This window comes from Massilistercora timonensis (assembly GCF_048354975.1).
Lineage (GTDB): Bacteria > Bacillota > Clostridia > Lachnospirales > Lachnospiraceae > Massilistercora > Massilistercora timonensis.
This window is the reverse complement of record NZ_DBGCJQ010000033.1, coordinates 25,949-46,565: the sequence shown is the minus strand read 5'-3', so window position 1 is coordinate 46,565 and position 20,617 is coordinate 25,949. Positions and strand designations below refer to the sequence as shown.

19 protein-coding genes are annotated in these 20,617 nt (G+C 54.9%); 16 read left to right on the top strand and 3 right to left on the bottom strand.

Features of this window, described 5'->3' with window-relative positions:
* The 3 genes from ACML7B_RS02770 to ACML7B_RS02760 form a co-directional block, all read left to right on the top strand.
* Window positions 1–715 (top strand): sigma-E processing peptidase SpoIIGA (locus ACML7B_RS02770; RefSeq protein WP_418539242.1); only part of this gene is annotated, 715 nt, incomplete at its 5' end.
* 11 nt (window positions 716–726) lie between these two features.
* The gene (gene sigE / locus ACML7B_RS02765; protein WP_418539241.1) at window positions 727–1,467 is read left to right on the top strand and encodes an RNA polymerase sporulation sigma factor SigE; all 741 of its coding nucleotides are present in this window, start codon (window positions 727–729) and stop codon (window positions 1,465–1,467) included.
* A gap of 50 nt (window positions 1,468–1,517) precedes the next feature.
* Window positions 1,518–3,128, top strand: coding sequence for an MBL fold metallo-hydrolase RNA specificity domain-containing protein (locus tag ACML7B_RS02760; protein WP_418539240.1), 1,611 nt, complete (start codon window positions 1,518–1,520; stop codon window positions 3,126–3,128).
* A 66-nt stretch (window positions 3,129–3,194) separates the two neighbouring features.
* On the opposite strand, the gene ACML7B_RS02755 is transcribed toward ACML7B_RS02760, so the two are convergent.
* Window positions 3,195–4,817 (bottom strand): Na/Pi cotransporter family protein, encoded by a 1,623-nt coding sequence (locus tag ACML7B_RS02755; protein ID WP_418539239.1) that lies wholly within the window; start codon window positions 4,815–4,817, stop codon window positions 3,195–3,197.
* Between the two features lie 208 nt (window positions 4,818–5,025).
* Here ACML7B_RS02755 and sigG point away from each other — a divergent pair, with 208 nt between their 5' ends.
* The 3 genes from sigG (at window position 5,026) to ACML7B_RS02740 (ending at window position 6,853) form a co-directional block, all read left to right on the top strand.
* The gene (gene sigG, locus ACML7B_RS02750; protein ID WP_106790293.1) at window positions 5,026–5,802 is read left to right on the top strand and encodes an RNA polymerase sporulation sigma factor SigG; all 777 of its coding nucleotides are present in this window, start codon (window positions 5,026–5,028) and stop codon (window positions 5,800–5,802) included.
* Window positions 5,803–5,914: 112 nt separating this feature from the next.
* Entirely contained in the window at window positions 5,915–6,571 is a 657-nt protein-coding gene (locus ACML7B_RS02745; RefSeq protein WP_418539238.1) for an HAD family hydrolase, read from the top strand.
* Between the two features lie 18 nt (window positions 6,572–6,589).
* On the top strand, window positions 6,590–6,853 hold the full coding sequence (locus ACML7B_RS02740; protein ID WP_346708148.1) for a glyoxalase: 264 nt from the start codon (window positions 6,590–6,592) through the stop codon (window positions 6,851–6,853).
* Window positions 6,854–6,924: 71 nt separating this feature from the next.
* Here ACML7B_RS02740 and ACML7B_RS02735 read toward each other — a convergent pair whose 3' ends face one another.
* Entirely contained in the window at window positions 6,925–7,359 is a 435-nt protein-coding gene (locus tag ACML7B_RS02735; RefSeq protein ID WP_346708149.1) for a hypothetical protein, read from the bottom strand.
* 151 nt (window positions 7,360–7,510) lie between these two features.
* Between ACML7B_RS02735 and pth the strand changes: the two genes are divergently transcribed.
* The 3 genes from pth to ACML7B_RS02720 are packed head-to-tail and all read left to right on the top strand — an operon-like array spanning window position 7,511 to window position 12,573.
* The gene (gene pth, locus ACML7B_RS02730) at window positions 7,511–8,095 is read left to right on the top strand and encodes an aminoacyl-tRNA hydrolase (RefSeq protein WP_418539237.1); all 585 of its coding nucleotides are present in this window, start codon (window positions 7,511–7,513) and stop codon (window positions 8,093–8,095) included.
* A gap of 1 nt (window position 8,096) precedes the next feature.
* Window positions 8,097–11,441, top strand: a complete 3,345-nt coding sequence (mfd, locus tag ACML7B_RS02725) for a transcription-repair coupling factor (RefSeq protein WP_418539236.1) — start codon at window positions 8,097–8,099, stop codon at window positions 11,439–11,441.
* A gap of 52 nt (window positions 11,442–11,493) precedes the next feature.
* A complete protein-coding gene (locus ACML7B_RS02720; protein ID WP_418539245.1) occupies window positions 11,494–12,573 on the top strand; it encodes a peptidylprolyl isomerase in 1,080 nt (359 codons plus the stop codon).
* Between the two features lie 56 nt (window positions 12,574–12,629).
* Here ACML7B_RS02720 and ACML7B_RS02715 read toward each other — a convergent pair whose 3' ends face one another.
* Entirely contained in the window at window positions 12,630–13,076 is a 447-nt protein-coding gene (locus ACML7B_RS02715; protein WP_346708153.1) for a GatB/YqeY domain-containing protein, read from the bottom strand.
* 135 nt (window positions 13,077–13,211) lie between these two features.
* On the opposite strand from ACML7B_RS02715, the gene spoVT reads away from it, so the two are divergent.
* The 7 genes from spoVT (at window position 13,212) to ACML7B_RS02680 (ending at window position 20,586) form a co-directional block, all read left to right on the top strand.
* Window positions 13,212–13,760 carry a stage V sporulation protein T gene (gene spoVT, locus ACML7B_RS02710; RefSeq protein ID WP_418539235.1) on the top strand — a complete coding sequence of 183 codons (549 nt, stop codon included), beginning with the start codon at window positions 13,212–13,214 and terminating at the stop codon, window positions 13,758–13,760.
* Between the two features lie 54 nt (window positions 13,761–13,814).
* Entirely contained in the window at window positions 13,815–14,189 is a 375-nt protein-coding gene (locus tag ACML7B_RS02705; RefSeq protein WP_346708155.1) for a TIGR04086 family membrane protein, read from the top strand.
* Between the two features lie 72 nt (window positions 14,190–14,261).
* On the top strand, window positions 14,262–14,405 hold the full coding sequence (scfA, locus tag ACML7B_RS02700) for a six-cysteine ranthipeptide SCIFF (protein ID WP_106790327.1): 144 nt from the start codon (window positions 14,262–14,264) through the stop codon (window positions 14,403–14,405).
* 100 nt (window positions 14,406–14,505) lie between these two features.
* A complete protein-coding gene (gene scfB, locus ACML7B_RS02695; RefSeq protein WP_418539234.1) occupies window positions 14,506–15,906 on the top strand; it encodes a thioether cross-link-forming SCIFF peptide maturase in 1,401 nt (466 codons plus the stop codon).
* Between the two features lie 21 nt (window positions 15,907–15,927).
* A complete protein-coding gene (gene secD, locus ACML7B_RS02690; RefSeq protein WP_418539233.1) occupies window positions 15,928–18,186 on the top strand; it encodes a protein translocase subunit SecD in 2,259 nt (752 codons plus the stop codon).
* A 99-nt stretch (window positions 18,187–18,285) separates the two neighbouring features.
* Entirely contained in the window at window positions 18,286–20,004 is a 1,719-nt protein-coding gene (recJ, locus tag ACML7B_RS02685) for a single-stranded-DNA-specific exonuclease RecJ (protein ID WP_418539232.1), read from the top strand.
* Window positions 20,005–20,061: 57 nt separating this feature from the next.
* Complete coding sequence (locus tag ACML7B_RS02680; protein ID WP_346708159.1) at window positions 20,062–20,586, top strand: adenine phosphoribosyltransferase; 525 nt, start codon at window positions 20,062–20,064, stop codon at window positions 20,584–20,586.
* Window positions 20,587–20,617: the final 31 nt, after the last annotated feature.

Genomic DNA, 20,617 nt, shown 5'->3' with positions numbered 1-20,617 from the left:
TCTGGAGATCCTCCGGAGGATCCTGGGATGTCCGGTCTCTCACGGCAGGGTGTTCCTGGGGGCCGGGGCGGGAGCGCTCGGGGCTTGTCTGGTCCTGTGCCTGCCGGTTCCATATGGGTTCGTCAGGATTATTGCAGGCCATGGGCTTATCAATCTTATTATGCTGAAAACAGGACTTGGGATCCGGTGGGGCCGGGAGACGGCCAAAGCGTTTCTGCTGCTGTATATCAGCGGATTTCTGGTGGGAGGGATTTTGGGCGCGTTCCGCCCGTATCTTAGAACGGCAGGGCTTTTCTTTGCCTTCGCGGTGGTCAGTTACTACGGGGCCCTTGGGGTCTGGAAGCTTCTTGGGGCGCTGGCAGGACGGGAGAAGTCCCGCCGGGAGGTTCGTCTCTTCCGGGGAGAAAGAAGCTGCCGGGTGCGGGCTATTGTGGACACCGGCAATACCCTGCGGGATGCCGTTACCGGGAAGCCGGTGTGTGTCATCGACCAGAAGACCGCTGATGCGCTGGGGCTTTTTGAGAAGCCGGAGGGTTTGCGTTTCCTGCCTTACCACTCGGTGGGGCGCCGGGAAGGCGTTCTGCCTGCGTTCCCGCTGGATAAGATGGAACTTCCGGGGAATCCGGTCCGGGTGGTGGAGCGCCCCCTGGTGGCGGTCTGCCAGGAGATTTCCCGGGACGATCATCAGATGCTCCTGAATCCTGATGTCTTATAGGAGGAAAAGAAATGATCATAAAAGTAGCGGTACCTCATCAATTTAAACTCAGAGTGATCCCGGATTTCCGGACGTTGTTTTTCCCGGATAAGAAGGATATCCACTATATCGGGGGATCGGAGATCCTCCCCGCGCCTCTTGACACAGAAGAGGAGGCCCGGCAGATCGCAAGGCTTGGGGGCGAGGAGGAAGAGACGGCCAAAAAGATACTGATCGAGCACAATCTGCGGCTGGTGGTCTATATCGCCAAGAAGTTTGACAACACCGGGGTAGGGGTGGAGGATCTGATCTCCATCGGGACCATCGGGCTTATCAAGGCCATCAATACCTTTGACCCGGCAAAGAAGATCAAGCTTGCTACCTACGCCTCCCGTTGTATTGAAAATGAGATCCTGATGTATTTAAGGAGAAATAACAAGACCCGGATGGAAGTGTCCATCGACGAGCCGCTGAATGTGGACTGGGATGGGAATGAACTGCTTCTTTCGGATATCCTGGGGACGGAGGAGGATACCATTTACCGGGATCTGGAGTCTGAGGCAGAGAGGAAGCTTCTGGTGCGGGCCATCCAGAGGCTGGGGAAGAGAGAGCGGGCCATCATAAAGATGCGCTTTGGCCTTGGGACCCCGGACGGGGAGGAGAAGACCCAGAAGGAAGTGGCGGATATGCTGGGGATCTCCCAGTCTTATATCTCCCGCCTGGAGAAGAAGATCATGCAGAGGCTGCGCCGGGAGATGGTAAAGTATTCATAGCCATCTGAGGGAAAAGGTGCTACAATGAAGAAAAGAAAGGGGCGTTGCGTATGAAACTTTTTTTTATTGGAGCAGACCATGAAGTGACCGGAAGCTGCCATATGATCGAAGCCTGCGGGAAGCATATCCTGGTGGACTGCGGGATGGAGCAGGGGCCGGATCTCTACGAGAACCAGGAGATCCCGGTGAAGGCATCGGATATCGACTATGTTCTTCTCACCCACGCCCATATCGACCATTCCGGCAAGATCCCCATGCTTTGCAAGGAGGGGTTCAAAGGAGACATCGTCACCACATTTGCCACGTCGGATCTGTGCAGCATCATGCTTCGTGACAGCGCCCATATCCAGGAATTTGAGGCCCAGTGGCGGAACCGGAAGGCGCTGCGAAGCGGAGCGCCTCTGTATGAGCCTTTGTATACCATGGAGCACGCGGAGGCAGCCATCAAGCTTCTGTACCCCTGTGATTACGGACAGAAGATCCGGCTGTGTGAGGGTATCGAGGTGCGGTTTACCGATGTGGGTCATCTCCTTGGCTCGGCGGCCATCGAGGTGTGGATCACCGAGGACGGGGTATCGAAGAAGATGGTATTCTCCGGAGACGTGGGGAATCTGGATCAGCCCATCATCAAGGATCCCTCCCCGGTACATGAGGCGGATTATATTGTGATCGAATCCACCTACGGGGACCGGCTCCACGGCACGGAGAGGCCGGACTATGTGGGAGACCTGACCCGGATCCTGAGGGAGACTTTTGACCGGGGCGGCAACCTGGTGATTCCCTCCTTCGCGGTGGGGCGGACTCAGGAACTTCTCTATTTCTTCCGGGAGATCAAGGAGAAGAGACTGCTTCCCCAGTATCAGAATTTTGAAGTATATGTGGACAGTCCGCTGGCCATCGAGGCCACCAATGTGTTCAATAAGAATGTAAAGTCCTGTTTTGACGAGGAGGCGCTCTCCCTGGTGGAGCAGGGGATTAACCCGCTGATCTTCCCGGGGCTTCGCACCACCATCACCTCCGATGAGTCCAAGATGATCAATCTTGACGAGAAGCCCAAGGTGATCCTCTCTGCCTCCGGCATGTGTGAGGCCGGCCGGATCCGGCACCATCTGAAGCACAACCTGTGGCGGAAGGAGAGTACCATCTGCTTCGTAGGCTACCAGGCGGTGGGGACGCTGGGGCGGAAACTGATCGAAGGAGCCGAGGCGGTGAAGCTCTTTGGCGAGACGGTGGAGGTGAACGCCCAGATCGAGACACTCCAGGGGATCAGCGGACATGCGGACAAGAACGGGCTGCTGGGATGGCTGGAAGGGTTCCAGAAGGCGCCGGACCATGTATTCGTGGTACACGGGGAGGATACGGTGACCGATAGTTTTGCTCAGGCGGTGACCGAGCGGTTTGGCTGGCCTGCCTTCGCGCCTTATTCCGGCGGCTGTGTGGACCTTGCCACAGGAGAGATCCTCTCAGAAGGGATCCGGGAGCCCAAGCGGGAAGCCAAGCCTGCCCGCACAAAGAAGCGGGAAGTCTTCGAGCGTGTTGTGGCCGCTGCCAAACGGCTTTTGCAGGTGGTTTATAAGAACGAAGGACTGGCTAACAAGGAACTGGTGAAGCTCGAGTCCCAGATCCAGAATCTGGCGGATAAGTGGGACCGGGAGGATTAAAAGAATTAAGAGAATAAAACAGGAGGGAGCATTCTGATATGCTCCCTCCTGCTATTTTGCGGTTTTTTACATGTCTGCGTGCAGCTCCCCGATATTCAGGGCGTAGTCGCCGATCCGTTCGAAATCGGTGAGAAGCTCGGAGAACAGAATGCCGGACTCGGCCTTGCAGTCTCCTTTCTTGGCACGCTTGATCTGACGCTTCCGGTATTTCTTCTCCATGTCGTCCATCAGGAATTCGTATTTGGAAATGGTCTCCAGCTGGGCGGCAGGCGTGGTGGCGTCTGTGAAGTCGATGACGTCCAGGATGTTCATGCTCACCTGTTTCATCTTCTTGATCTCGGTGCGGGCATCGTCTGAGAAAGAGATGTCCCATTTCTTCATGTTTTTGGTATATTCCGCAATGTTCATGGCATGGTCGCCGATGCGCTCGATGTTGCTGAGAGCAAGGTAGTAGTTGTTGATCCGGCGGGTGTCATCCTCTGACATTTCCACGGACATAAGGCGGACGATATACCTGGATATCTCTGTGTTCAGATAGTCGATGTATTCCTCGGTCTCCTCGATCTCCTCCAGAGAAGCCCCCTCTCCTTTCAGGAGGGCGTTATAGCTGGCTTCCACATTTGCTTTTACCTTCTCGATCATCCGGGTTACTTCACGCTGGATCTGAGAGATGACCAGAGTGGCGTGACCAACCGTATAGTTGCTCTCGAAGGGCACGATGTATTTGAGGTGCTGGACTTGTTCGCTCTCTTCCTGGCTCTCCGGAAGGATCCTGGTGGCCAGTTTGGCCATATAAGTGCCGAATGGAAGGAGAAGCAGGGTGGTAATGATGTTGAACGTGGTGTGCACGTTGGCGATCTGAGCTACCGGATCGGATGTTATGCCTTCCATAATGGAGACGAACGGGGTCGTCAGGCTGATGATGGTAAAGATAATGGTTCCGATGATATTGAACATCAGGTGGATGATGGTAGTCCGCTTGGCGTTGGGCCGTGTGCCGATAGCCGCCAGCACTGCGGTGATACAGGTACCGATGTTCTGTCCGAACAGGATGAACACTGCGCTTGACAGGGGGATCATCCCTGTGGAGGCCAGGGCCTGCAGGATACCAACGGACGCGGAGGAGGACTGGATCAGAGCGGTAAAGATGGCTCCGATGGCGATCCCCATCAGCGGATTCTTAAAGGTGGTCATAAAGTTGATGAAGGTGGCTGAATCCTGGAGAGGCGCCATGGCGTCTCCCATCATATCCATACCGATGAACAGCACACCCAGTCCGGCGAAGATGGAACTGATATGCCGGACCTTTTCATTTTTAACAAACATGATACAGGCAACGCCAAGGAAGGCGATGAGGGGAGCGATGGCCCCGATGTCCAGGGCGATCAGCTGACCGGTGATGGTGGTACCGATGTTGGCGCCCATGATGACCCAGACTGCCTGGTTCAGGGTCATAAGACCGGTGTTTACAAAGCCTACTACCATGACGGTGGTGGCGGAGGAGGACTGGATCACGGCGGTGATGATGGCGCCTACCAGTACACCCTTGATCCGGTTGGAGGTCAGTTTCTCCAGGATCTGCTTCATCTTGTTTCCTGCAGCCGTCTCAAGGCCGTTGCTCATCATCTGCATTCCATAGAGGAAGAGGGCCAGGCCGCCGAGCAACATCAGGATGTCTGTTGTTTTCATGTGAGGACTCTCCTTTAGATTTTTGAAATAATTTACATGATTGTTACAAAACCTTAACAATTATAGCATGGAGTTTTCGCAGTTGCAATCATTTGTCAAGGACTAAAACTTTTTTTATTTTCGGGGGCCGGGAATAAGGAAAATACATCTGGAGAAAATTTTTACTAGACAGAAAATCTGGACAACATCTGGTAAGGAGGTTCTTGGGATGGCACAGGGAAAAGTAGAGATATGCGGGGTGAATACGGCCAGTCTTCCGGTGCTGGGGGAGGAAGAAAAGGAAGCGTTGTTCGCCCGGATCAAAGAGGGGGATCAGGAGGCGAAAGAGGAGTACATCAAAGGGAATCTGCGGCTGGTGCTCAGTGTGATCAAGCGCTTTGGCGCCAGCGGGGAGAACCCGGACGATCTCTTTCAGATCGGCTGCATCGGGCTTATCAAGGCAGTGAACAATTTTAACACAGAGCTGGACGTGAAGTTCAGCACTTACGCGGTTCCCATGATCATCGGGGAGATCCGCCGCTATATGCGGGACAATAATTCCATCCGGGTGAGCCGGTCCCTGCGGGATACGGCCTACAAGGCCATCTACGCCAAAGAAAATTACGTCCGCCGGAACTTAAAAGAGCCCACGGTGCAGGAGATCGCGGATGAGATCGGCATTTCCAAGGAAGATATCGTCTTCGCCCTGGACGCCATCCAGGCGCCCATGAGCCTGCAGGAGCCGGTTTATAACGACGGGGGCGACGCACTCTATGTGATGGACCAGGTGAGCGATACAAAGAACCGGGAAGAAAAGTGGGTGGAGAAACTGTCCCTGGAAGCCGCCATGGATCACCTGGATGAGCGGGAGCGGCACATCATCCGGCTGCGGTTCTTCGAGGGAAAGACCCAGATGGAAGTGGCAGAGGAGATCAAGATCTCCCAGGCGCAGGTGAGCCGCCTGGAGAAAAACGCCCTGCGGATCATGCGCCAGTATCTCAAGTAGGGACAGGGTATTTTCAATCTGGGACGTGGTATTTTCGAAAATACCACGTCCCCAATTGATGCTTGAATTTTGATCTGGTTCATACTATCATGGGTGCATGGAGGGATTTGATATGACGAGAGCTTTTATTTTTGATCTGGACGGAACCCTTGCTGATACGCTGGAATCGCTGGTCTTCTCGGTGAAGGCCACGCTGCGGGAGATGGATCTTGATGAGATCACAGACGAGCAGTGCAGGCATTTTGTGGGGAACGGGGCCAGATACCTGATGGACCACGCTATCCGCGCCGCGGGAGACCCGGAAGGAGAGCGGCTGGAGGAGGCCATGGAGGTCTATGGATGTATATTTGATGAGAACTGTACATATCATGTAACACCTTACGCCGGAATGGAGGATGTGCTGCGTAGGCTGAAGGAAAAGGGGATCCGCCTGGCGGTCCTCTCCAACAAGCCGCACAGGCAGACGGTGAAGGTGGTGGAAGCGGTCTTTGGAAAGGAGCTCTTCGACTGCGCCCAGGGGCAGCAGGAGGGCGTGAAGCGCAAACCTGACCCGGCGGGGATCTACCGGATCCTGGAGAAGCTGGGGGTATCGGTGGAGGACTGCGTGTATGTGGGAGACTCCGAGGTGGATCTGGAGACCGGGAAGCGGGCCGGTGTGCGCACCGTGTCTGTAGGCTGGGGATTCCGGACCCGGAAGGAACTTGAGGACGCAGGAGCCGGAAGGATCCTGGAGCGGACGGAAGAACTGCTGGAATATGAGGAACCGTAAGAAAGGAGGGAACGCAGCATGTACGAATATGATGAAGAATGCCTGAAAACATTCCTGGAACGCCAGTCTCAGCTGTTTGACGAGCCGGTGGCGGAGACTCTGGAGGAAGCGGAAGCCTTCCTTGAGGACTGTATGGCGGTGGTGGCGGACAGCCTGGAGGATGTCTGCCGGTTCTTCGAAGAGGAAGGGATGGATACAGAAGGAATGTCTCCGGAAGAAGTGGAGGAGGCTTCCGAAGTATTTCCGCTCTCTGACGGCCGTTATCTGATCGTGGAAGGATAAGAGGGCAAAAAGAGAAAAAGAAAGCGTGGCAGTCCTGGCATATCAGGAGTGTCACGCTTTTATTAATATCATCAGTCGGATATCTGTCCTTTCTCAAGAGCCTCCCGGATGGCGTTCAGGATCACCTGGGAGGTGTAAGGATTCTCCTGGGAAAGGGTCACATTTTCCAGGGACTGCTGTTCGTAGACCTGCTGTGCGATATTCTCGATCTCCGGCTGGATCAGAGGATACATGGCAGCGACCGTCTCATCCAGGTTGGAGAACCGGATGGAATTGATATGAGATTCATCTACGGTGACTTCCACTTCAAGCGCCGTGTTGTTCAGGGACATGGCTGAAGTGTAGACTCCGGGCACGTAGCGGGCCTCCTCCTTATGGGAACTGTCCCTGCCCGGGCGGAACATGAACACAAGCAGCAGGATCAGCACGATAGCCAGAAGGGCGAATACCACGGTATAGATGATTTCTTTCATGTGCAGTACAATGATCTTGGTTCTGGAACTCATAGAGACCTCCTGTCTGATATCCTGGGAATCCCAGTTCATCTTCTATAATGTATGAAAAACCGGCGCAAATTATTCCTGCCGGTTTTTGCGTGACAAAGGAACGCATTTCCTGTAGAATGGATGAAGAGAAAATCAGGAAGGTGAAAGCAATATGTTTATCATAGCAGGACTTGGAAATCCGGGAGCGCGCTACCAGGGAACCAGGCATAACGCCGGGTTTTCTGTCATAGACGCCCTGGCGGACAAATACAATATCTCTGTAGACGGGAAGAAGGCAAGGGCCTACGTGGGAAAAGGGATCATCGCCGGTCAGAAGGTGATCCTGGCAAAGCCCCAGACTTATATGAACTTAAGCGGGGAGAGCATCCGGGGCCTGACGGATTATTACAAGATCGACGTGGAGCAGGAACTTCTGGTGATCTACGACGACATCAGCCTGGCGCCCGGCCAGATCCGGATCCGCAAGAAAGGAAGCGCGGGCGGCCATAATGGGATGAAAAATATCATCGCCCATCTGGGGGGACAGGTGTTCCCGCGGATCAAAGTTGGCGTGGGGGAAAAGCCCAGGAATTTCGACCTGGCGGATTATGTGCTCAGCCGTTTCTCTCCCCAGGAGCAGGAGGCCATGGAAGAAGGATATGAGAAAGCGGTCCGGGCGGCGGAGATGATCCTGGAAGGAGAAGTAGACGGGGCGATGAATAAATATAACAGGAAAGTAAAACCGGGGGAGAATTAGCATGCAAGCCTTGATCGGGCCGCTTAAGGAACTGGCGGAATTTGAAGAGATCTGTAAAAAGAAAATGGACGGGCCGGGGATGCTCAAGATCACCGGCTGCGTCTCTTCCCAGAAAACTCATATGATGTATGCACTTGGCGATGGCTGTCCTTATAAAGTCATCGCCTGTTCCAGTGAGACAAAGGCAAAGCAGGTCTATGAAGAATACCGTTTCCTCAGCGGGGAGACTTATTTGTACCCGGCCAAGGACCTTCTGTTCTACCAGGCGGATCTTAGGAACAAGGCGCTGGTGAAGGAGCGGATGGAGGTGCTCCAGGCGGTGATCACCCGCCCGGCTCTTACAGTGGTGACCAGTTTTGACGCTTTTATGGACGTTCTGCTTCCAAGAGAGGTGCTGGCGGACCGGGCCATACGGATCGGAGCGGACAGCACGGTGGATATGGCAGAGCTGGAGAGGAAGCTTGCAGGGATCGGCTACGACCGGGAAGCCCAGATTGAAGGCCCGGGCCAATTCGCCGTGCGGGGCGGGATCCTGGACGTTTATCCGCTGACAGCGGAGCTGCCGGTGCGGATCGAACTGTGGGGAGACGAGGTGGATTCCATCCGGTCCTTTGACGTGGAGACCCAGCGTTCCATTGAAAATCTGACGGAAGTGTGGATCTATCCGGCGGCGGAATTCCCGGGAGAAGGAGAGAAAGGAGTGTCCTTCCTGGATTATTTCCCGGTCAAAGATACCCTTTTGTTCCTGGATGAACCGGTGCGTCTCCTGGAGAAGGGGCAGGCAGTGGAGGAAGAGTTCCTGGAAGCCCAGAAGCGGCGGGTGGAAAGCGGGATGGAAGTCACGGAGGAAGAGGCGCGGCTCTATACCACCCGGGAGCTTGCGGCCAGGATGGACGCATACAGCAGTATCGGGATGTGCGCCCTGGATATGGCGGGGAAAGGATTTGCCCAGCGGGGGTCTTATTCCATCCAGGCCAAGAGCGTCAATCCCTACAACAGCAGCTTCGACCTTCTGACCCGTGACTTAAAGCGGCTGAAACGAAACGGCTACCGGGTGGTGCTCTTGTCCGGCTCCCGGACCCGGGCCCGGCGTCTGGCGGAGGATCTGCGGGACTATAATTTAAGCAGCTATTACAGTGACGACCTGGAGCGGGAAGTACTTCCCGGGGAACTTATGACGGCCTACGGCCATGTGGGGACCGGGTATGAATATCCGCTTCTGAAATTTACCGTGATCTCAGAGACGGATATTTTCGGCAAGATAAAGAAAAAGCGCAGGCACAGGACTTACGAGGGGCGCAAGATCCAGGATTTTGCCCAGCTCAAACCCGGGGACTATGTGGTCCATGAGAACCACGGGCTTGGCATCTACCGGGGGATCGAGAAGATCCAGGTGGATAAGGTGGCCAAAGATTATATGAAGATCTCTTATGCCCAGGGCGGAAACCTCTATATCCCGGCCACCCAGCTGGATCTGATTCAGAAGTATGCCGGATCGGATGCCAAGAAGCCAAAACTCAACCGGCTGGGCACTCAGGAGTGGAACAAGACCAAGACCCGGGTGCGTGGCGCGGTAAGAGAGATCGCCAGAGATCTGGTGGAACTCTACGCGGCACGGCAGAACCAGGAAGGGTATGCTTATGGAGAGGATACGGTCTGGCAGAAGGAATTTGAAGAAATGTTCCCCTTTGAGGAGACAGAGGACCAGCTTCTGGCTATCCAGGCGGTGAAGCGGGATATGCAGAGCCGTCGGATCATGGACCGGCTGATCTGCGGGGACGTAGGCTACGGGAAAACGGAGATCGCCATCCGGGCGGCTTTCAAGGCAGTCCAGGAGGATAAGCAGGTGGTGTATCTGGTGCCCACCACCATCCTTGCCCAGCAGCACTACAATACCTTCCTGCAGCGGATGAAAGACTTCCCCGTGCGGGTGGATCTTCTGTGCCGGTTCCGCACAAGCGCCCAGCAGAAGAAGACCATCGAAGACCTGCAGAAAGGGCTGGTGGACATTGTGATCGGCACCCACCGGGTCCTGAGCCAGGATGTGAAATTCAAGGATCTGGGGCTTCTGGTCATCGATGAGGAACAGCGTTTTGGAGTGCAGCACAAGGAGAAGATCAAGAAATTAAAGGAAAATGTAGACGTGATGACCCTGACGGCCACCCCCATCCCCCGGACCCTCCACATGAGCCTGATCGGCATCCGGGACATGAGCGTGCTGGAGGAGGCGCCGGAGGACCGGCTCCCCATCCAGACCTATGTGATGGAGTACAATGAAGAGATGGTGCGGGAAGCCATCGAGCGGGAGTGCGCAAGACAGGGACAGGTGTATTATGTATACAACCGGGTGGAGGATATCGGGGAGGTAACCGCCCGCATCCAGAAGCTGGTGCCGGAATATACGGTGGCATACGCCCACGGTCAGATGAAGGAGCATGAGCTGGAACGGATCATGTACGACTTCATCGGCGGGGAGATCGATGTGCTGGTGTCCACCACCATCATCGAGACCGGGCTCGACATCTCCAATGTGAATACTATGATCATCCACGATGCAGACCGGATGGGACTTTCCCAGCTCTATCAGCTGCGGGGCCGGGTGGGCCGCTCCGGAAGGATGGCTTACGCCTTCCTTCTGTACCGCAGGGATAAACTTCTAAAAGAGGTGGCGGAGAAGCGCCTGGCCGCTATCCGGGAATTTACCGACCTTGGCTCTGGATTTAAGATCGCCATGCGGGATCTGGAGATCCGGGGAGCGGGAAATCTTCTGGGAGCGGAGCAGCACGGCCACATGGAGGCAGTGGGGTACGACCTGTACTGCAAGATGCTCAACGAGGCAGTGAAGCATCTGAAGGGAGAGATGGAAGAAGAAACTTACACCACTACCATGGATCTGGATGTGGACGCCTATATCCCCGATTCTTATATTCCCAATGAATATCAGAAGCTGGATATCTATAAAAGGATCGCGGCCATTGAGTCTCAGGAGGAAGTGGAGGATATGAAAGACGAGCTTCTGGACCGTTTCGGAGATATTCCAAAGAAAGTGAATACGCTGCTGGAGATCTCCCTTCTCAAGGCCCTGGCTCACAGCGTCTATGTGACGGCAGTGGAGCAAAAAGGGGAGACCTATGAATTCATCATGTATGAGAAGGCTCCGGTGCTCCCGGAGCGGATCCCGCCCCTTATTGAGTCCTTCCGGGGAGAACTGTCCTTCCGGGCGGATGCAGAGCATCCCGGCTTCACTTACCGGAAGAAGGGAAAAAGCGGCGCTGAGAAGAACGCAGACAGCCTGGAAATTGTGAAAAAAGTTTTAATTGGGATAAAAGGATTGATAGACCACTGAAAAAAGGCTATAATAAACGGGTTAGCAGGTACTAAGGAGGTTTTAGGTGATTATGAAAAAGAAGGCGGTTATCCTGTTTTTGTCAGCCATGCTTGCTGCGGGGAGTCTGACCGGGTGCGGATCTCTGGATGAGAACGCGGTGGCGGTCAGCGTCAACGACAAGGAGCTGACGGCAGATGTGGCGAATTTCTACGCCAGATATATGCAGGCTCAGTATGAGACCTATTACGGAGCATACATGGGTGATGATATGTGGAATACCGAGGCGGAAGAGGGAGAGACCTATGAAGAGTCGGTGAAGAACACAGCAAAAGAGTCCCTGGAGGTCATGCTGCTGTGTGAAGAACACATGGACGACTATGAGGTGTCGTTAAGCGACGGCGAGAAAGAAGAGATCGCCAAGCTGGCCAAGGAGTTTGACGAGGATAATTCCCTGGACGACAAGGAGAAGATCTCCGGCAGCGCCGAGACGGCAGAGCGGCTTCTGACGCTGATCGCCATCCAGGGCAAGGTACAGGAGGCTATTGAGGCAGGCGCGGATACCGAGGTTTCTGACGAAGAAGCTGCCCAGAAGGCGATGCAGTATGCCTACTTTACTTATACCACCACCGATGACAGCGGAGCAGTCCAGGACCTGTCCGATGAGGAGAAGGAGGAGGCGAAAGCCAATGCAGAGGCTTTTGTCAAGGATGTAAAGGACGGCGCGGATTTTGAGAAATCTGCCAAAGAACATGGCGGGGATGTGTCAGAGGCTACTTTTGACGCAGAGTCCAACGTGCCCTCCGAGGAAGTGGTGGCTGCCGCGGATCAGCTTAAAAAGGGAGAAAATACAGATGTGATCGAGACGGACGCCGGCTGCTATGTGGCCAAGGTGACCAGTCTCCTTGATAAGGATGCTACAAAGGACAAAAAAGAGGAGATCGTGGAAGAACGTAAGGCCCAGCTCTATCAGGATACCTGTGAGGGCTGGAGGGAAGAAGCGGATATCAAAGAGCACGACAGCGTGTGGAAGAAGATTGATTTCAACGATCTGAGCGTGACCATCAAGCAGTCTTCTGAGGAGCCTTATGCGGATGCGGTCCAGACGGACGATCAGGCGGAAGCCCAGGAGAGCGCACAAGAAACAGAATAGGATTTATGTAAAAAAGTCTGCGGTGATTTGCCGCAGACTTTTTTGCATACAATTTTTTATTGGAAAAAGCTTCCCAGGGTCTCGCTGACCAGTTTTCCGTCCGCCTTGCCCTTTACCTTGGGCATCAGCACCTTCATGATGCGGCCCTTATCCTTGGCGGTGGGGGCGTCGATGCCAAGCTCGGAGAGAGTGGCTGTGATCACATCCCGGATCTCGCCCTCGTCCATCAGCTTTGGCGCGTACTGCTCCAGCACCTGCAGGCGGCGGTTGCACTCTTCTATGATCTCCGGACGGTCCGCAGGGGTCATCTCCAGGGTCTCTTTGGTCTGTTTGATCTCTTTTAATACCACCTGGATCTCCTCTTCCTCTGTCAGGTCGGAACGCTTGTCAATGGCTTTATTCTTCAGGGCTGCCAGGAGCATGGAGAGCGTCTCTTTGGTCTCCTTCTCGCCGGCTTTCATGGCTTTTACCATATCGCTTCTTACTTCGTCGATCTTGCTCATAATGATATCCCTCCCGTTGGTTTTGCTGTTTCAATCTTAACAGAACAAGAAGGCATTTTCAATACTGTATAAATTTTCCTTCTTTTACAGATACTATACTGTGTCTGCCAAATATGACAAATGGAGGAACGATCTATGAAAGCAACAGGAATCGTCCGGAGGATCGACGACCTGGGACGGGTGGTGATCCCCAAGGAGATCCGGAGAACCTTAAGGATCCGGGAGGGGGATCCGCTGGAAATATTTACAGACCGGGAGGGGGAGATCATTCTGAAGAAATATTCTCCCATCGGGGAGCTTTCTGCCTTCGCGGGGCAGTATGCGGAGAGCCTGTCCCAGACCATGGGCTGTCTGGTGGGGGTCTGCGATATGGACCAGGTGGTGGCGGCCTCCGGCGCCGGGAAGAAAGAACTGCAGGACCGGCTGATCAGCCGGCAGCTGGAGAAGGTGTTAGGAGAGAGAAGCGCTCTGCTGGCATGCGCAGGGGACAAGAAGTATACGCCCATTGTGAAGGACCAGGAAGAAACATATGCCTGCCAGGTGATCAGCCCTATCCTCTGCGAGGGGGATGTGATCGGCGGCGTGATCTTCCTTGTGAGAGACGGGAAGAAAAAGCTGGGGGAGGTGGAGCAGAAGATGGCCTCCTGCGCCGCCGCATTTCTGGGAAGACAGATGGAACAGTAGGAATATTCCAAGGGTCCGTCTCATACCTTGTGGTAGCAGACAAGGAGGGATGAGATGGAAAGACAAGTTGGCAAAAGCTCCCCGGTCATGTGGGTGCTGAAGGCCCTGCTGGCGGCGTATCTGGTCACAGGGGCCCTTCTGGCGCTTCTGACGGCGCTTCTCTATAAACTGGAGCTGAACGAGAAGGCGGTGTCGGCGGCGATCGTGGCGATCTACGTGATCTCCACGCTGATCGGGGGGATCGCCATCGGAAAGATGGCGAAGGTAAGGAGATTCCTGTGGGGGATGGGCCTGGGGCTTGTGTATTTTGCCCTGCTCCTTCTGATCACCCTGGGGGTGTATCACTCGCTTAGCACAGACGGCGTGGATCTGGCCACCACTCTGATTCTCTGCGCAGGGGGAGGAATGGCGGGTGGAATGATTTCGTGATAAAGGGATTGCGAAAAGTACGCCGGGATGGTATAATAGCATAAGTTAAGCCAGACTAAGGAGGGAAAACACATGAAACATGTAAAGACATTAAATACACAGACACTGAACAACACCGTTAAGAAAGGCGGCTGCGGCGAGTGCCAGACATCCTGCCAGTCCGCATGCAAGACATCCTGTACCGTGGGAAATCAGACCTGCGAGAACAGAAAGTAGTCAGAGATTCATTTGTGGATAAGGAATACCGGAGACAGCGGTCTTAAGGTCCGCTGTTTCTTGTCGTATAAAAGAGAAAAAAGGAAAGGGGTATCAAACCTTGATTCACCAGTATGAGAATAACGGATATCAGATCATCCTGGATGTGAACAGCGGCGCGGTCCATGTGGTGGACCCGCTGTGCTATGAGCTGATGGAATGGCTGACTGCCGGGAAAGAGTCCTATACCGCCAAGGAACTGGAGGCGCCGGAACTGGCATCGGCAGCAGCCGCGGCGCTGAAGGAGAAGTACCCGGAGAGTGAGATCGCCGAGGCCCTTGGGGATCTGGCGGAACTGACCCGGGCGGGACAGCTGTTCACAGAGGATACATATGAGTGCCTGATCGATCAGGTCAAACAGCGCAAGACGGTGGTGAAGGCTCTCTGTCTCCACATTGCCCACGACTGCAACCTGGCCTGCCGCTACTGTTTCGCGGAAGAAGGAGAGTACCATGGAAGACGGGCGCTGATGAGCTTTGAAGTGGGGAAAAAGGCGCTGGATTTCCTGATCGCCAACTCCGGGAACCGTCGGAACCTGGAGGTGGATTTCTTCGGCGGGGAGCCGCTGATGAACTGGCAGGTGGTAAAAGACCTGGTGGCCTACGGGCGGGAGCAGGAGAAGCTTCATGACAAGCATTTCCGCTTTACCGTTACCACCAACGGAGTCCTTTTGAACGATGAGATCCAGGAGTTCGTCAACAAAGAGATGGACAACGTGGTATTAAGCCTGGACGGACGCAAGGAAGTGAACGACCGGATGCGGCCCTTCCGCAACGGCAAGGGAAGCTACGACCTGATCGTGCCCAAGTTCCAGAAGCTGGCCGAAAGCCGGAACCAGGAGAAATACTATGTCCGGGGAACCTTTACCAGGAACAACCTGGATTTCTCGGAGGATATCCTGCATTTCGCGGACCTTGGCTTCCAGCAGGTGTCCGTGGAGCCGGTGGTGGGGGATGAGAGCGATCCTTACGCCATCCGGGAGGAAGACCTGCCAAAGATCCTTGCAGAATATGACAAGCTTGCCAGGATCATGATCCAGAGGGAAAAGGAAGGAAAAGGTTTTAATTTCTTCCATTTTATGATAGACTTAGACGGTGGTCCCTGTGTGGCCAAGCGGCTGTCCGGCTGCGGGTCCGGCACAGAGTACCTGGCGGTGACTCCCTGGGGAGACCTGTATCCCTGCCATCAGTTTGTGGGGCAGGAAGAGTTCAAGATGGGGACCGTCGAGGAGGGGATCACCCGTCCCGACATTGCGGATGAGTTCCGGAGCTGCAACGTGTACTCCAAGGAGAAGTGCAGGAACTGCTTCGCGAAATTCTACTGCAGCGGAGGGTGTATGGCGAATTCCTATCATTTCCACGGAACCATCCACGACACCTACGACATCGGGTGTGAGATGGAGCGGAAACGAGTGGAGTGTGCGATCATGATAAAAGCGGCGTTATCTCAGGAGAAGGAGTAAAGCGCGGAAAGGAAGTTGAACATGAAGAAAAGCAGAGGCGTACTCAGCCTGGTGGTTACGGCAGTACTTATCGTGCTGCTGGGATATACGACCATCTTTGGGTTCGGCGCAGGAGCCACCGGATCGGCAAAGAACATCAAGCTGGGTCTGGATCTGGCAGGGGGCGTGAGCATCACCTACCAGGTAAAGGAAGACAATCCGTCCAGCGAGGATATGGCGGATACCATCTACAAGCTTCAGAGACGTGTGGAGGAGTACAGTACAGAGGCGCAGGTCTACCAGGAGGGAAGCGACCGGATCAATATTGAGATCCCGGGTGTGTCCGATGCCAATGAGATCCTGGAAGAACTGGGACAGCCGGGTTCTCTTTATTTCATCGCCCAGACGGGAAGCGACGGGTCTGAGAACTACAGTATGGTGGATTCCACCGGCGATCCGGCGAAGGATTATGTGCTGAACAAGTCCGTGGAGGAACTGGAGGAAGACGGTTCCATCGTAGTCACCGGCAATGAAGTGAAGGATGCCAGAGCCGGGATCATCGAGGATCAGACTACCCGGAGAGATGAGAATGTAGTTTCCCTTACCTTTACCAAGGAGGGAACGGAAAAATTCGCGGAAGCCACCAAGAAAGCCTATGAAAATGGAGAGAGCATTGCCATTTACTATGACGGTGCTTTCGTGAGCGTACCCAATGTAAACAGTGAGATCAATGACGGACAGGCTCAGATCACAGGCAGCATGTCCTATGACGAGGCAGAGACCCTGGCCTCCACCATCCGTATCGGCGGCCTTCAGCTGGAACTGGAGGAACTGCGTTCCAACGTGGTGGGAGCCCAGCTGGGAGAGCAGGCTATCAGCACCAGCCTGATGGCGGGAGCCATCGGCCTGGCCATCATCTTTGTGTTCATGATCTTTGTGTACTACCTGCCTGGCCTTGCGTCAAGCCTTGCGCTGATCATCTACACCGAACTGGTGCTGGTGATCCTGAATGCCTTTGACGTAACGCTGACCCTGCAGGGTATCGCAGGTATTATCTTAAGTATCGGTATGGCGGTAGACGCCAACGTGATCATCTTCGCCCGTGTGAAGGAGGAGATGTCCCGGGGAATCAGCGTGAGAAACGCGCTGAAGGCCGGATTCCATAAAGCCCTGTCCGCTATCGTGGACGGCAATGTGACCACCCTGATCGCGGCGGCGGTACTGTGGTTTTTAGGCTCCGGATCGGTAAAGGGATTCGCCCAGACTCTGGCCATCGGTATCATCGTGTCCATGTTCACGGCGCTGGTGATCACCCGGATGATCGTGTACGCGTTCTATGCGGTGGGGATCCGCAATCCCAAGATCTACTACCGTCCTAAGAAAGAGCGGGAGCCCATCAATTTCCTTGGCAGGAAGAAGATTTTCTTCTCCGTATCCCTTGCCGTGATCCTGCTGGGATTCGTGGTCATGGGAGTCAACCATGGAAGAGGGGAAGGAGCCTTTGCCTACAGCCTGGACTTCCAGGGAGGAACTTCCACCAATGTAACATTTAACGAAGGTTACTCTATTGACGAGATCGATCAGGAGATCGTCCCGGTGGTAGAGGAGGTAACAGGGGATGCCAATGTGCAGACCCAGAAGGTAGACGGAACCAACCAGGTGATCATCAAGACGGTGACTCTGGACCTGGATCAGAGAGAGGCCCTCAACCAGGCGCTGGCAGAGAACTTTGGCGTGGATGAGAGCAAGATCACCGCGGAGAACATCAGCTCCACGGTCAGCAATGAGATGCGCCAGGATGCCGTTGTGGCAGTACTGGTGGCCGGCGTCTTCATGCTGCTTTATATCTGGTTCCGGTTCAAGGATATCCGGTTCGCCACCAGCGCAGTGGCAGCTCTGCTCCACGATGTGCTGGTAGTGGTAGGCTTCTATGCTGTGTCCCGGATCGCGGTGGGCAGTACGTTTATCGCCTGTATGCTGACTCTGGTGGGTTATTCCATCAACGCCACCATTGTCATCTTCGACCGGATCCGTGAGGAACTTCATTACCGGACCAAGACTACCGAGCTCTCTTATGTGGTGAATAAGAGTATCACCCAGACGCTGACCAGAAGTATCTATACTTCTCTTACCACGTTTATCTCCATCGCGGTGCTCTATGTGCTGGGCGTAAGCTCCATCAAGGAGTTCGCGCTGCCGCTGATGATCGGTATCGTGGTGGGAGCTTATTCATCCGTATGTATCACAGGCGCTCTGTGGTATGTGATGAAGACCCGCAGCGAGAAGAAGAAACAGAAATAACAGACAGAACATACAGGAAAGCAGCCGTAGCTATCGGAGGATGGCCTGGCTGCTTTTCTGGCTTTCTGTTTATTAAAAAAGAAAGGGCAGGAGAGAGAAATGGAACGATGGGTGCTGCTGCGAAAAGGCGGAGATTTCCAGGCCATGGGAGCTCATTTTGGGATCAGTCCCCGTCTGGCCTGCCTCATCCGGAACCGGGAGGTTGTGGGAGAGGACCAGATGGAGCGTTATCTCAACGGGACCATCGCGGATCTCTATGACGGGATGCTGATGCGGGATATGGACCGGGCGGTGGATATCCTGCGGGAGAAGATAAGTGAAGGAAAGAAGATCCGGGTGATCGGTGACTATGATATTGACGGGGTGAACGCCACTTACATCCTGCTGGAAGGCCTGGAACGGCTTGGGGCAGAGGTGGACAGCGACATCCCGGACCGGATCCGGGATGGCTACGGGCTGAACATAGAGCTTGTGGAGCGGGCTTACCGGGAAGGGGTGGATACTGTCCTCACCTGTGACAACGGCATTGCCGCGGCGGAGGAGATCGCCTGTGGGAAGCGGCTTGGCATGACCATGATCGTCACCGACCACCACGAGGTGCCCTATGTGGAGACGGATGGGGAGAAGGTGTACCAGCTGCCCCCCGGGGATGCGGTGATCGACCCTAAGCGGGCGGATTGCGGCTATCCTTTCAAAGGTTTATGCGGCGCGGCGGTGGCCTATAAGCTGATGGAGGCACTCTATGAGGCCTCCGGGAGAGATTCCGAAGAGCTGGATGACTTGATTGAAAATGTAGCCATTGCCACGGTAGGTGATGTGATGGACCTGACCGATGAGAACCGGATCTTCGTCCGGGAAGGGCTGGCCATGCTGGGACGAAGCCGGAACCTGGGGCTCAATGCGCTGATGGAGTGCACCGGACTGGACAAGAACCATATCAGCGCCTATCACATCGGGTTCGTCCTGGGGCCCTGCCTGAACGCAGGAGGCCGGCTGGACACGGCCAAGCGTTCCCTGGCGCTCCTGCGGGCAGGAAGCCGGAAGGAAGCGGCGGTGCTGGCAGGAGACTTAAAGGCCCTCAACGACAGCCGCAAGGAGATGACGGAGAAGGCGGTGGAGGAAGCCTGCCGCCAGATTGAGGGCGGTCCTCTGAAGGAGGATAAGGTGCTGGTGGTATATCTCCCGGAGTGCCATGAGAGCCTGGCAGGCATCGTGGCAGGCCGGCTGCGGGAGCGGTACGGACGCCCGGCGCTGGTGCTGACGGACGGGGAGCGGGAAGTAAAAGGAAGCGGCCGTTCCATCGAGGCCTATCACGTGTATGAGGGGCTGAATCGCTGCGCTCCGCTTCTTATCCGGTTTGGCGGCCATAAGCTGGCGGCGGGCCTGTCTCTCGAGCGGGAGAATATCCCTTCTTTGCGCCGGAAGCTGAATGAGACCTGTGGGCTTGGGAAGGAAGATCTGGGAGAAAAGGTGGTCATTGACATGGAACTTCCCTTTGCCTGTATTACCGAGGCGTTTGTGAAGGAACTGGAGCTTCTGGAGCCCTTTGGCAAGGGCAATACCAAGCCGGTTTTTGCCGCCCGGGGGGTGAGGCCTTTGAACCTGCAGATCCTGGGAAGGAACCGGAAGGTATTGAAAATGCAGGCGGAAGACCTTGGGGGGACCCGGATGGAAGCCCTGTATTTTGGCGATCCGGAAGAATTCCGGAAGGTGCTGGAGCAAAAGGAGGACGGGCGGATGTCCGTCACCTTCTACCCGGGGATCAACGAATATATGGGAAGGAGAAGCCTTCAGATCGTGATCACCCATTGCCAGTAGGCGGCAGGAATGTTATACTAATAAAGTATGAGATAAATCAGCATGGGAGAGGATCATATGAAATCAATCGAGGAGTACGTAAGAAGTATCCCGGATTTCCCGGAGCCGGGCATCATTTTCCGGGACGTGACCAGTGTGCTGCAGGATGCGGAGGGGCTGCATCTGGCCATTGATCTGCTGCAGAAGAAGCTTGAGGGAGTAGATTTTGACCTGGTGGTAGGACCGGAATCCCGGGGATTTATTTTCGGCGTTCCCATCGCCTACAACCTGCACAAACCTTTTATCCCCATCCGTAAGAAGGGAAAGCTTCCCTGTGAGACGGTTTCTATCCAGTATGATCTGGAGTACGGCACCGCGGAGCTGGAGATGCACCGGGATTCGGTGAAGCCTGGCCAGCGGGTGGTGATCATTGACGACCTGATCGCTACCGGCGGCACAAACGAGGCCATGATCAAGCTGATCGAGGGCCTTGGGGGCAAAGTGGTGAAGACCGTATTCCTGATGGAACTTGCAGGACTGGAAGGTAGGAAACGGCTGCAGGGATACGACGTGGACTCGGTGATCATCTATCCCGGGAAATAGACTGCCGGAAGGGGGGCGGAAGCGCCCGACG